The following is a 12,070-nucleotide window of genomic DNA, read 5'->3' on the forward strand; positions in this document are numbered from 1 at the left end:
AAGCCCCCCAGGCCAGCTCATGAAGCTAACACCGCAACAACCCTCAAATGCTCATCGATCTCGCTTTTTCCGAAGGTGACAAAAAGCACCCACTCCAAGGGAACTGACGGCTTACGGGCGCCAAGGGTTGCCAGGAGCGCGTAATGTGCTATCACTTTGATAGGAGCGGGAACGCACCCGCAGCACCGAACGGAAACGGGGACCCACCCATGGCCGACGCCACCTCCACCGAGGGCATCACCGACCAGGCCGACATACCGGCCCTTCCGGAGCCGCACGTCCGGGAGCGGCCCGCGCGCAACGTCAGCGGCGGGCTGGCCCTGCTCGGGGGCATGGCCGGACTCGCGGGCGGCGTCGGCCTGATCTTCGCGGGGGCCGCCGTCGCCTCCCACCACAAGGGCGCCGGGTCCACCCTGCTGATCGTCTCCGGCATCGTGGTGATCATCGCCTCGATCCTCACCATGTGCGGCCTCAACACCATCGCGCCCGGTGAGGCCCGGGTGGTCCAGCTCTTCGGGCGCTACCGCGGCACCATCCGCACCGACGGGCTGCGCTGGGTGAACCCGCTCACCAGCCGCGAGAAGATCTCCACCCGGGTGCGCAACCACGAGACCCCGGTACTCAAGGTCAACGACGCGTACGGCAACCCGATCGAGCTCGCCGCGGTCGTCGTCTGGAGGGTCGAGGACACCGCCCAGGCGATGTTCGAGGTGGACGACTTCCTGGAGTTCGTCTCCACCCAGACCGAGGCCGCGGTGCGCCACATCGCCATCGAGTACCCGTACGACGCCCATGACGAGGACGCCCTCTCGCTGCGCGGCAACGCCGAGGAGATCACCGAGAAGCTCGCCGTCGAACTGCACGCCCGGGTCGAGGCGGCCGGGGTCCGCATCATCGAATCGCGCTTCACCCACCTCGCCTACGCCCCGGAGATCGCCTCCGCGATGCTCCAGCGCCAGCAGGCGGGCGCGGTGGTGGCGGCCCGCCGGCAGATCGTCGATGGCGCGGTCGGCATGGTCGAGGCGGCGCTGGCCCGGATCACCGAGGAGGAGATCGTGACACTGGACGAGGAGCGCAAGGCCGCGATGGTCAGCAATCTGATGGTGGTGCTCTGCGGGGACCGCTCCCCGCAGCCCGTTCTGAACACGGGCACGCTGTACCAGTGACGGACGAGAGCGGACCGAAGGGACGGCAGCCGCGGCAGCGCAAGCAGATGCTGCTGCGGCTCGATCCGGCCATCCATGACGCCCTCGCGCGCTGGGCCAACGACGAGCTGCGCAGCGCCAACGCGCAGATCGAGTTCCTGCTGCGCAAGGCGCTCGCGGAGGCGGGCCGGCTGCCCGGCGCGGCGCGCCCGATCCCGCGCCGGGGCCGTCCGCCGCGGCGGTCCGCCGAGGGCGCCGAGGGCGCGGGCCCCTCCGAGGGGCCCTGAGGGGCCCGAGGGGCCCCAGCCGCGCACCGCATCGACCCTGACCTTGCCCACACCTCCCTGACCTGCGGTAACGCACTCTACAGCGCGTCTATACACCCCAGGTATACGCATGGTGTAGAGTGCTGGGCATGTCAATTGGCCACACCCTGCTCGGACTCCTCGAGGGCGGCCCGCGCCACGGCTACGACCTCAAGAGAGCCTTCGACGAACGTTTTGGACACGACCGCCCGCTGCACTACGGGCAGGTCTACTCGACCATGTCCCGGCTGCTGAAGAACGGCCTGGTGGAGGTCGACGGCATCGAGCACGGGGGTGGCCCCGAGCGCAAGCGCTACGCCATCACCGACGCGGGCATCACCGACGTGGAGCACTGGCTCACGGAGCCCGAGAAGCCCGAGCCGTATCTCCAGTCGGTCCTCTACACCAAGGTCGTCATCGCCCTGCTCACCGGGCGCGACGCGGCCGATCTCCTCGACGTCCAACGCGCCGAACACCTGCGGCTGATGCGCGAACTGACCCAGCGCAAGCGCGAAGGCGACCTCACCGACCAACTCATCTGCGACCATGCCCTCTTCCATCTCGAGGCCGATCTGCGCTGGCTGGAACTCACCGCCGCCCGCCTCGGCCAACTCGCCAAGGCGGTGCGTTCATGACCCCGGCAGGCTCCTTGCTGATCGCCACGTCCCTGAACAAGACGTACGGTCACACCCCCGCGCTGGACGGTGCGGACTTCTCCATCCACCCCGGCGAGGTCGTGGCCGTCATGGGCCCCTCCGGCTCGGGCAAGTCGACGCTGCTCCACTGCCTGGCCGGGATCGTGCGGCCGGACTCCGGCACCGTCCACTACAACGGGCGGGAGCTGACCGCCATGTCGGACACCGAGCGCAGCGGTCTGCGCCGCGGCGAGTTCGGCTTCGTCTTCCAGTTCGGCCAGCTCGTCCCCGAGCTGAGCTGTGTGGAGAACGTCGCCCTGCCGCTGCGGCTGAACGGCACCAGGCGCAAGGAGGCCGAGGCCCGCGCCGCGTCCTGGATGGAGCGGCTGGAGGTCGCGGACGTGGCCCACAAGCGGCCCGGTGAGGTCTCCGGCGGCCAGGGGCAGCGGGTCGCCGTCGCCCGGTCGCTGGTCACCGGCCCGCGGGTGCTGTTCGCGGACGAGCCGACCGGCGCGCTGGACTCGCTCAACGGCGAGCGGGTCATGGAGCTGCTGACCGAGGCCGCCCGTGAGTCCCGTACCGCCGTGGTGCTGGTCACCCACGAGGCCCGGGTCGCCGCCTACTCCGACCGCGAGGTCGTGGTGCGCGACGGCAAGGCCCGGGACATGGCAGGGGTCCGATGAGCGGCCAGGACGCCCCGGCGCAGGAGCCCCGCGCCCGCGTCTCCGTCGCCCGCTGGGCCGCCGACCTGGCCATGGGCGCCCGGTTCGCGGTCACCGGCGGCCGGGAGAGCTGGGCCAGGACGATCATGACCGCGGTGGGTGTCGGCCTCGGAGTGGTGCTGCTGCTGGTGGCCTCCTCGGTCCCCACCGCGTACCAGCAGCGCAACGAGCGGGGCGACGCCCGCTCCACGCTCGTCGTCGGCGACCAGGTGAAGCCCGGCCCCGATACGCTCCACCTCAGCGACGCGCAGACCACCTTTCGCGACCAGGACATCGCGGGCACCGTCATGGCCCCCGACGGCGACGGCTCACCGCCCTCGCCACCGGGCGTCGACCGGCTTCCGGCCGCCGGTGAGATGTGGGTGTCCCCGGCGCTGAAGAAGCTGCTCGACTCGGATGACGGGAAGCTGCTCCGGGACCGCTTCCCGTACCGCACCGCCGGGGTGATCGGCGACAGCGGCCTGTCCGGCCCGAACGAGCTCCGCTACTACGCGGGGATCTCCGAGAAGGCGTTCGACCACATCGGCTCCGACTTCCACCTCGCCCAGTGGGGCAACCAGAAAAAGGGCCAGGAGGAGCCCTTGGATCCCGCGCTGCTGCTGCTGATCACCGTGGGCTGTGTGGTGCTGCTGCTGCCGGTGCTCATCTTCATCGCCACCGCCGCCCGCTTCGGCGGTGAGCGGCGCGACCGGAGGCTGGCCGCGCTGCGGCTGGTCGGCGCCGACACCCATATGACCCGGCGGATCGCCGCGGGAGAGTCGCTCTTCGGCTCCCTCCTCGGACTGGCCGTGGGCACCGGACTGTTCCTGCTGGTGCGCCAGTTCATCGAAGGCGTCGTGGTCTGGGACATCAGCTTCTTCGCCTCCGACATCGTGCCGACCGCGCCGCTCGCCCTGACGATCGCGGTGGCCGTGCCCGCCTCGGCCGTCATGGTCACCCTGCTCGCCCTGCGCGGTATCGCCATCGAGCCGCTGGGCGTCGTACGGAACGCCAGGCCCAAGCGCCGCCGGCTGTGGTGGCGGCTGGCGCTGCCGCTCCTGGGCATGGCCCTGCTGCTGCCGCTCGCGGGCGGCTTCCAGGCGGGCAGCGGGGGCGGTGACACCAAGGCGTACCAGGCCGCGGCCGGCGCCGTGCTGCTGCTCGTCGGCGTCACCGCGCTGCTGCCCTGGATCGTCGAGGCCGTGGTGGAGCGGTTCGGCGGCAAGGGCTCGGTGCCCTGGCAGCTCGCCACCCGCCGGCTCCAGCTCAGCAGCGGCACCGCTTCGCGCGCGGTCAGCGGCATCACGGTCGCCGTGGCCGGGGCCCTCGCGCTCCAGATGCTGTTCGCCAGTGTGGAAGCCCAGGACAGCGAGTCGACCGGCCAGGACCCGCACCGCGCCCAGCTGATGGCGAACGTGCCGGTGACCACCGGTGCCGAGGCCCGCGACGCCTTCGAGCGGTACCGCGCGACCAAGGGCGTGCGCGACATGCTCGGTGTCACCGAGGGCTACGTCTCCGCTCTGCACCACAGCAAGGACGACCCGTCGACGGCCCCGGAAGAGTCCCTCACCGTCGCCGACTGCCCGTCGCTGCGCGAGGTCGCCGGCATCGAAAGCTGCGAGGACGGCGACGTCTTCCTCGTCGACGCACCGCCGGACTACTACGAGGACGGCGCGAAGTTCGCCAAGGCGGGCGCCCAGGTCAATCTCGCCTTCGACCACGAGGGCCTGCCGGACCTGCGGCACAAGAAGCTGTGGACGATTCCCGCCTCGGCCAAGCTGGTGAAGTCCCGGGTGGACCCGATCGGCAGTGAGCGCATCGGCGTCTTCGCCACCCCCGGCGCCTTCGACGTCGCGAAGCTGGCGGCACCCACCGCGGTGGCCATGATCCGGATGGATACGAAGGTGCCGGACGCCACCGAGTACGTGCGCAACACCAGCGCGGCGCTCTCCCCGGCGATGGATGTCATGCGGCTGAGCAGCACCTCGCAGTCGGATGAGTTCACGGTCATCCGCAAGGCCCTGTTCATCGGCGCCACCGCGACCCTGCTGCTCATCGGGGCCAGCATGATCGTGACCACCCTGGAGCAGCTGCGCGAACGCAAGCGGCTGCTGTCCGTCCTGGTCGCCTTCGGCACCCGGCGCACCACGCTGAGCTGGTCGGTGCTGTGGCAGACCGCGGTCCCGGTAGTGCTGGGCCTGGCGCTGTCGATCGCGGGCGGGCTGGCGCTGGGCGTGCTGCTGCTGAAGATGGTCGGCCAGCCGCTGGCCGTGGACTGGGCCGGGCTCGGCACCATGACCGGTATCGGTGGCGGCGTGATCCTGCTGGTGACCCTGGTCAGCCTGCCGCCGCTGTGGCGGATGATGCGGCCGGAGGGTCTGCGGACCGAGTAGGCCCCAGGTACCGCCCCACCTCACCGGGGGCCGTTCCCCACCGCGGGAACGGCCCCCGTCGGCATGTCCGGGCGGACCGGCCCCGGTGGCGGGTTCAGGGGGAAGGGCCCCGGTGGCGGGTTCAGGCGGACCGGCCGGCGACCCGTACCGGCAGTGGCCGCAGCGCCTCCCGCAGCGCCTCCGCGAACGCCTCGAACTCCTCCGTGCGCGCCGCGCCCGCCCGCATGGCCAGGGCTATCCGGCGGGCGGGCGCCGGATCGGCGAAGTCACCGGTGGCCAGATGGTCATTGCGCGCGGTCTCCACCCGCAGCGCGGTGCGCGGCAGCAGCGTCACCCCGAGACCGCCCGCGACCAGCTGCACCAGGGTGGAGAGCCCGGCGGCGCTGGTGGTCACCGGGGTGCCCTCGGCGCGGCCCGCCTCGCGGCAGATGTCCAGGGCCTGGTCGCGCAGGCAGTGGCCCTCGTCGAGCAGCAGCAGATCCAGCTCCTTGAGCGCCTCGCGGGGGATGTCATCGCGTCCGCCCAGCCAGTGGTCCCGCGGCGTGACCAGGACGAAGTCCTCGTCGAACAGCGGCATCTCGACCACCCCGGGGGCGCCGAGCGGCACCGCGAGCAGCAGCAGATCGAGGCGGCCGTGGGCCAGCCCGTCCAGCAGCGAGGCGGTCTGCTCCTCGTACACCTGGAGGTCGAGCCGGGGGTAGCGTTCGTGCACCAGCCGCAGCACGGTCGGCAGCAGATACGGCGCCACGGTCGGGATGACCCCGAGCCGCAGTACGCCGGTGAAGGGCGCCCGCGCCGCCTCGGCCTCCTCCAGCAGCTCCCCGACCGCCTCCAATACGGTGCGTGCCCGGGCGGCCAGCCGCTCCCCCGCCGGGCTGAGCAGCACCTTGCGCGTCGTACGCTCGAGGAGCTGGACACCGAGTGTCTCCTCGAGCGCGGCGACGGCGCCCGAGAGCGCGGGCTGGCTCATCCCTATGGCGGCCGCGGCATCGCGGAAGTGGAGCTGCTCGGCGACCGCGACAAAGGCTCTGAGCTGGGAAATGCTGGGCTGCCGTGGTTTGCCCGCTGGTGTGGCTGATGTGGCCACTGATAGCCACCTCCAATCAACCCCACCGAGTGTAGCTATTTCACTGATCAATGCACTCTGTGCCAGGGTAGGAACCGTCCAACCCCAGGAAAACCCGGATGACCGGGCCTTTCCTACGCAAAACCTGCAAGGAGTGTGCGTGCTCACCGTCGGTGACAAGTTCCCCGAGTACGACCTGACCGCCTGCGTGTCGCTGGAGAGCGGCAAGGAGTTCGAGCAGATCAACCACAAGACCTACGAGGGCAAGTGGAAGATCGTCTTCGCGTGGCCGAAGGACTTCACCTTCGTGTGCCCGACGGAGATCGCCGCCTTCGGCAAGCTGAACGACGAGTTCGCCGACCGTGACGCCCAGATCCTGGGCTTCTCCGGCGACTCCGAGTTCGTCCACCACGCCTGGCGCAAGGACCACCCGGACCTGCGCGACCTGCCGTTCCCGATGCTGGCCGACTCCAAGCACGAGCTGATGCGCGACCTGGGCATCGAGGGCGAGGACGGCTTCGCACAGCGCGCCGTCTTCATCGTGGACCAGAACAACGAGATCCAGTTCACCATGGTGACGGCCGGTTCCGTGGGCCGTAACCCCAAGGAGGTCCTGCGGGTGCTGGACGCCCTGCAGACCGACGAACTGTGCCCTTGCAACTGGAGCAAGGGCGAGGACACCCTGGACCCGGTGGCCCTCCTCTCCGGAGAGTGAGCTGATTCCCCATGGCACTCGATGAGCTGAAGTCCGCACTGCCGGACTACGCCAAGGACCTCAAGCTGAACCTCGGTTCGGTGATCGGCAACTCCGAGCTCCCGCAGCAGCAGCTGTGGGGCACGGTGCTGGCCTGCGCGATCGCCTCGCGCTCGGCGCGGGTGCTGACCGAGCTGGAGCCGGAGGCCAAGGCCAACCTCTCGCCGGAGGCGTACACCGCCGCCAAGTCGGCGGCCGCCATCATGGCGATGAACAACGTCTACTACCGGACCCGGCACCTGCTGTCCGACCCGGAGTACAACAACCTGCGCGCCGGGCTGCGGATGAACGTCATCGGCAACCCGGGTGTCGAGAAGGTCGATTTCGAGCTGTGGTCGCTGGCCGTGTCCGCGATCAACGGCTGCGGAATGTGCCTCGACTCGCATGAGCAGGTGCTCCGCAAGGCGGGCGTGGACCGCGAGACGATCCAGGAAGCCTTCAAGATCGCCTCTGTGCTGCAGGCGGTCGGCGCGACCCTGGACGCCGAGGGCGTCCTGGCCGCGAACGGCTGACCCGCTCGGTCACCGGACCACCCGGTCACCGGACCACTCGGTGACGAGACCGCTCGGTCGCAGAGACCAGAACGGTCGCGGAGACCCGAAGGGCGCCCCACCGGTCGGTGGGGCGCCCTTCGGCGTTCCACGGCAAGGGGCCCGTCCCGGGTCAGCGGGGCTCGGTGCCCTTCTCCGGCGGCGCGCCCGGCGGGTCGGTGGGCGCCGCGCCGGAGGCGGCGGAGGCGGTGGCGCCGTGCGGGCCCGGGATGGCGCGCAGCGCGTTCTCCTGGCTGTAACTGCGCAGATAGCCGACCGTCGTGTTGATGACCGCCACCAGGGGGACGGCCACCACCGCGCCGCCGATGCCGCCGATCAGCGAACCGGCCGCGACCGAGAGCACCACGGCCAGCGGATGGACCCGCACCGCCCGGCCGAGGATGAAGGGCTGCAGCACATGGCCCTCGATCTGCTGCACGGCCAGCACCACGATCAGCACCATCGCCCCCGTGAACACGCCCTGGGTGACCAGCGCCACGACCACCGCGAGCGCGCCGGAGACCACCGCACCCACCAGCGGGATGAAGGCGAAGAGGAAGATGAAGACGGCGAGCGGCACCGCCATCGGCACATGGAGGAAGAACAGACCCACGCCGATGAAGATCGCGTCGATCAGCGCCACGATCACCGTGCCGCGCACATAGGCGGTCAGCGTCGCCCAGGCCCGCGGACCCGCGCCCGCCACGCCCTCGCGGGCCGCGGCGGGGACCAGCTTGAGGGTCCAGTTCCAGATCTTCGGGCCGTCGTACAGCAGGAAGAGCGTGGAGAACATCGTCAGCAGAAGGCCGGTCAGCACCTCCACGACGACCGTGACGCCCTCGAGCCCCGCCGAGGTGATCTGCTCGGTGTTGGCGCCGACCGCCTCGCGCAGACTCTTGGCGACATGGTTGATCTGCTTCTCGGTCACATGGAACGGGCTGTGCAGCAGCCAGCGCCGCAGATCGTCGATACCGGCCTGGACCTCGCCCGAGACCTCGTCGATGTTCTCCATGACCTGCCAGACCACGAACCACACGACCAGGCCCATGACGACAAAGCCGGCGATGAAGGTGAGCGCGGTGGCCAGCCCGCGCGGCACACCGCGCCGGCGCAGCCGGGTCACGGTGGGTTCCAGCAGCGCGGTGATGAGGAGCGCGACGGTGAAGGAGAGCACCACCAGCTGGACGGAGCTGATGACCCTCATGAGCACCCACACCGTGCCGCCGAGCACCAGCAGCCGCCAGGCCGCCTCGGCGGCGACGCGGACGCCCCAGGGGACGGCGGCCACCGGATCGGGTCTGGCGGAGACGGCGGGGGCGTAGGAGGGCGGGGCGGGCACGCTGGACGGCTCGGGCCGGGGGGCCTCGCCCTCCGCGCCCTTCCCCGCGGCGCCCGCGGAATTCTGGGGACTCGCGGGGCTCCCGGGGCTCTCGGGGCTTCCCGGGCCGGCGGGACCCGCGGGGCTCCCGGGACTCTCGGGGCTTCCCGGGCCGGCGGGGCTCTCGGGCTTCCCCGGGCCCGCGAAACTCTCCGGGCCCTCAGTCCCCTTGGCGCTCTCGGCGCCACCCTGCGCGGCCCCGGCGCCCTGCTCCTGGCCCGCTCCGGTGCCGGGCGCGCCGCCGGACGGCCGTGCCCCCCGTGGGCGCTCGTCTGATGGTTCGGGCCCCGATGGGGGCCTCGGGCCGGCGTCGCCTTCGCCCTCGCGCCCCCGCATTTCGGCCTGTTGGGATTCCAGCCGGTGGGCGAGCCGGGTAAGTCCGGTTCCCAGCCTGCCGACCCACTGCGGCAATTTGGACATTTCTCGTTTCCTACCCCCAGGTTCCCCCTCGGCCGTCAAGGAGACGTTACCTGCTGGGGATGCACGAAACCCCCGGCCCATGGGGCCGGGGGTTTCATGAAGTGTGCGAGCGTGCGCCGCTGCCGGGCTGGCCCGGTCCGATCGGCTCAGTAGTGGCCGTTGGCCTGCCAGAACGACCAGGCGTCACACGGGCTGCCGTAGCGCTCGTTCATGTAGTTCACGCCCCACTTGATCTGGGTCGCCGGGTTGGTCTGCCAGTCGGAGCCCGCCGAGGACATCTTGGAGGCGGGCAGCGCCTGTACCAGACCGTAGGCACCAGACGAGGGGTTGCTGGCCTGGTAGTTCCAGGTGGACTCGTGGTCCACGATGTTGCTGAAGCACTGGAACTGGCCACTCGGCACGATCTGCCGCGCCATCGCCTGGACCTCGGCGATGGTGTACGAAGCCTGCTGGGGGAAGTCGCCGGCGTCACGCGTGGCCGAACGGCTCGCGAGATCCTCCTTCTTCTTCGCTTCCCGTTCCTTGGCCAGCTTCTCGGCGGCTGCCTTGTCCGCGGCGGCCTTCTTGGCCTTCGCGTCCTTGGCCGCCTGCTTGCGGGCTGCCTCCTCGGCGGACTTGCGCGCCTCCGCGTCGGCCGCGGTGGACTGAACGTCCGCCTGCTGCGTCAGGGATGCGGTCTGGGCAACGGCTTGCTGCCCGGCGGGTATGTCCGCAAGGAGCGTCGAGTCGGCGGCAGTCGCCTCGATCGGGTCGGACGAGCCCTGCTGCTGTCCGCCCGCGGCGACGCCGACAACGGCGCCCACAGTGGTGACCGCGGTGGCCGAGGCCACTGCGAATCCCCGGACCGAAATCCGGCTCACTCGGTTTCCTTCCAGCATCGCCCGCTTAGGTGACCTCGCGGGCGCAATCGTGCCCCTGACGCTGACCTCCCCTTGTTCCGTCCCCGGTGGTACACGGTGGGGTCGGCTGGTCACGGGAGGCACGGGCCCGGTGGGGATCCCCCGCGGGAGATCCTCGAGGTGCTCGGGCGGCATACGGCGAACTCTCTTCAATTCTGGTACTGCTGTGGTTCTGTACCGCTGGGGGTACCGGTGTGCCGTATGCGGGGCCTGACAGAACCCACACACTGCCGGACGCGGAGCCTCCGAGGCAATTCCCCGCCAGGTGTGAAAGCTCACATCCCGTTTACGCCCTAGGATTTCTGGAAATCCCCGCGCACCAAGACGCCGCGCGGCTAAGCTCATTGGCCTTTCCGCGCGGCGCCCTGTGGCCGCAAACGACTCAACCGGCTCAGATGTGGCCGTCCTCCAGCATTTCGGTCACCAGCGCCGCGATCGGCGAACGCTCGGAGCGGGTCAGGGTGACATGCGCGAACAGCGGATGCCCCTTCAGTTTCTCGACGACCGCCACCACACCGTCGTACCGCCCGACGCGGAGGTTGTCCCGCTGCGCCACGTCGTGGGTGAGCACCACCCGGGAGTTGGCGCCGATCCGGGAGAGCACGGTGAGCAGCACATTCCGCTCGAGCGACTGGGCCTCGTCGACGATGACGAAGGCGTCATGGAGCGAGCGGCCGCGGATATGCGTCAGCGGCATCACCTCCAGCATCCCGCGCCCCACGACCTCCTCGATCACCTCGGCGCTGGTCACCGCGGAGAGCGTGTCGAAGACCGCCTGGGCCCAAGGGCTCATCTTCTCGGCCTCGGTGCCGGGCAGATAGCCCAACTCCTGGCCACCGACCGCGTACAGCGGGCGGAAGATCATCACCTTGCGGTGCTGACGCCGCTCCAGCACGGCCTCCAGACCCGCGCACAGCGCCAGCGCCGACTTGCCCGTACCGGCCCGGCCGCCCATCGAGATGATGCCGACCTCCGGGTCGAGCAGCAGGTCCAGCGCGATGCGCTGCTCCGCGCTGCGCCCGTGGATCCCGAACGCCTCCCGGTCGCCGCGCACCAACCGCACCTGCCCGTCCGGGGTGACCCGGCCGAGCGCGTTGCCACGCTCGGACTGCAGCACCAGACCGGTGTGCACGGGCAGTCCGGCCGCCTCGGGGACATACGCGGTCTCGGCGGCGAACAGGTCGTCCACCTGCTCGGCCGAGACGGCGAGCTCCGCCATCCCGGTCCAGCCCGAGTCGGTGATCGCCAGCTCCGCGCGGTATTCCTCGGCGAGCAGCCCCACCGAGGACGCCTTGATGCGCAGTGGCAGGTCCTTCGATACGACGGTGACGTCGTACCCCTCGGCCTGCAGGTTTCTGGCGACCGCGAGGATCCGCGCGTCGTTGTCCGGCATACGGCCGTGATTCAGGAAGGCCGCGGGCAGGACACCCGGGTCGGAGTGGTTGAGCTCGACACGCAGGGTCCCGCCCAGATCGCCGATCGGGATCGGTGCGTCCAGGCGGCCGAAACGGACGCGGTACTCGTCCAGCAGGCGGAGCGCCTGCCGGGCGAAGTACCCCAGCTCCGGGTGGTGCCGCTTGGCCTCCAGTTCCGTGACCACCACGACCGGCAGCACGACTTCGTGCTCGTCGAAGCGGGCCATGGCATTGGGGTCGGCCAGCAGGACGCTGGTGTCGAGGACATAGGTGCGCCGGTCGTGCTCGCGGCGTTTCTTGCTGGTCACCACGGGTGGACGTACCCCCTCGGGAGAGGTTGGGGTGCGACGGCGTCGCGGGAGTGAGGTATCCCCGCCGTAGACGGGGAACGGACCGGGCTCAGGCCCTACTGGGAGGGCCGAGCGCCGG

At 70.5% G+C, this 12,070-nt stretch carries 11 protein-coding genes; 7 read left to right on the forward strand and 4 right to left on the reverse strand.

The genetic code is table 11. The annotated features are described in order from the left end of the window. Positions 1-209: 209 nt before the first annotated feature. The 5 genes from J8403_RS16610 (at position 210) to J8403_RS16630 (ending at position 5,179) form a co-directional block, all read left to right on the forward strand. Positions 210-1,166 carry an SPFH domain-containing protein gene (locus J8403_RS16610; protein ID WP_211123868.1) on the forward strand — a complete coding sequence of 319 codons (957 nt, stop codon included), beginning with the start codon at positions 210-212 and terminating at the stop codon, positions 1,164-1,166. Next, a complete protein-coding gene (locus tag J8403_RS16615; RefSeq protein WP_425519897.1) occupies positions 1,112-1,432 on the forward strand; it encodes a type II toxin-antitoxin system antitoxin in 321 nt (106 codons plus the stop codon). The genes J8403_RS16610 and J8403_RS16615 overlap by 55 nt, the downstream gene beginning before the upstream one ends. Positions 1,433-1,560: 128 nt before the next feature. After that, complete coding sequence (locus J8403_RS16620; protein ID WP_211123870.1) at positions 1,561-2,085, forward strand: PadR family transcriptional regulator; 525 nt, start codon at positions 1,561-1,563, stop codon at positions 2,083-2,085. Beyond that, complete coding sequence (locus J8403_RS16625; protein ID WP_211123871.1) at positions 2,082-2,768, forward strand: ABC transporter ATP-binding protein; 687 nt, start codon at positions 2,082-2,084, stop codon at positions 2,766-2,768. The genes J8403_RS16620 and J8403_RS16625 overlap by 4 nt, the downstream gene beginning before the upstream one ends. Further along, positions 2,765-5,179 carry an ABC transporter permease gene (locus tag J8403_RS16630; protein ID WP_211123872.1) on the forward strand — a complete coding sequence of 805 codons (2,415 nt, stop codon included), beginning with the start codon at positions 2,765-2,767 and terminating at the stop codon, positions 5,177-5,179. Before J8403_RS16625 ends, J8403_RS16630 begins: the two co-directional genes overlap by 4 nt. 121 nt (positions 5,180-5,300) lie before the next feature. Here J8403_RS16630 and J8403_RS16635 read toward each other — a convergent pair whose 3' ends face one another. Beyond that, entirely contained in the window at positions 5,301-6,266 is a 966-nt protein-coding gene (locus tag J8403_RS16635) for a hydrogen peroxide-inducible genes activator (protein ID WP_211123873.1), read from the reverse strand. Between the two features lie 139 nt (positions 6,267-6,405). On the opposite strand from J8403_RS16635, the gene J8403_RS16640 reads away from it, so the two are divergent. Both J8403_RS16640 and J8403_RS16645 read left to right on the forward strand, forming a co-directional pair. Further along, positions 6,406-6,960 carry a peroxiredoxin gene (locus J8403_RS16640; protein ID WP_093464336.1) on the forward strand — a complete coding sequence of 185 codons (555 nt, stop codon included), beginning with the start codon at positions 6,406-6,408 and terminating at the stop codon, positions 6,958-6,960. Positions 6,961-6,971: 11 nt separating this feature from the next. After that, on the forward strand, positions 6,972-7,511 hold the full coding sequence (locus J8403_RS16645; RefSeq protein ID WP_014054603.1) for an alkyl hydroperoxide reductase: 540 nt from the start codon (positions 6,972-6,974) through the stop codon (positions 7,509-7,511). Between the two features lie 151 nt (positions 7,512-7,662). Here J8403_RS16645 and J8403_RS16650 read toward each other — a convergent pair whose 3' ends face one another. The 3 genes from J8403_RS16650 to phoH2 form a co-directional block, all read right to left on the reverse strand. Then, positions 7,663-9,327 (reverse strand): AI-2E family transporter, encoded by a 1,665-nt coding sequence (locus J8403_RS16650; RefSeq protein ID WP_211123874.1) that lies wholly within the window; start codon positions 9,325-9,327, stop codon positions 7,663-7,665. A 146-nt stretch (positions 9,328-9,473) separates the two neighbouring features. After that, entirely contained in the window at positions 9,474-10,187 is a 714-nt protein-coding gene (locus tag J8403_RS16655) for an aggregation-promoting factor C-terminal-like domain-containing protein (RefSeq protein ID WP_211123875.1), read from the reverse strand. A 430-nt stretch (positions 10,188-10,617) separates the two neighbouring features. Next, positions 10,618-11,952: an RNA 5'-3' helicase PhoH2 gene (gene phoH2 / locus J8403_RS16660; protein WP_137967222.1), complete on the reverse strand. Its 1,335-nt coding sequence runs from the start codon at positions 11,950-11,952 to the stop codon at positions 10,618-10,620. Positions 11,953-12,070 lie beyond the last annotated feature (118 nt).

The organism is Streptomyces yatensis (genome assembly GCF_018069625.1).
Taxonomy (GTDB): Bacteria; Actinomycetota; Actinomycetes; order Streptomycetales; family Streptomycetaceae; genus Streptomyces; species Streptomyces yatensis.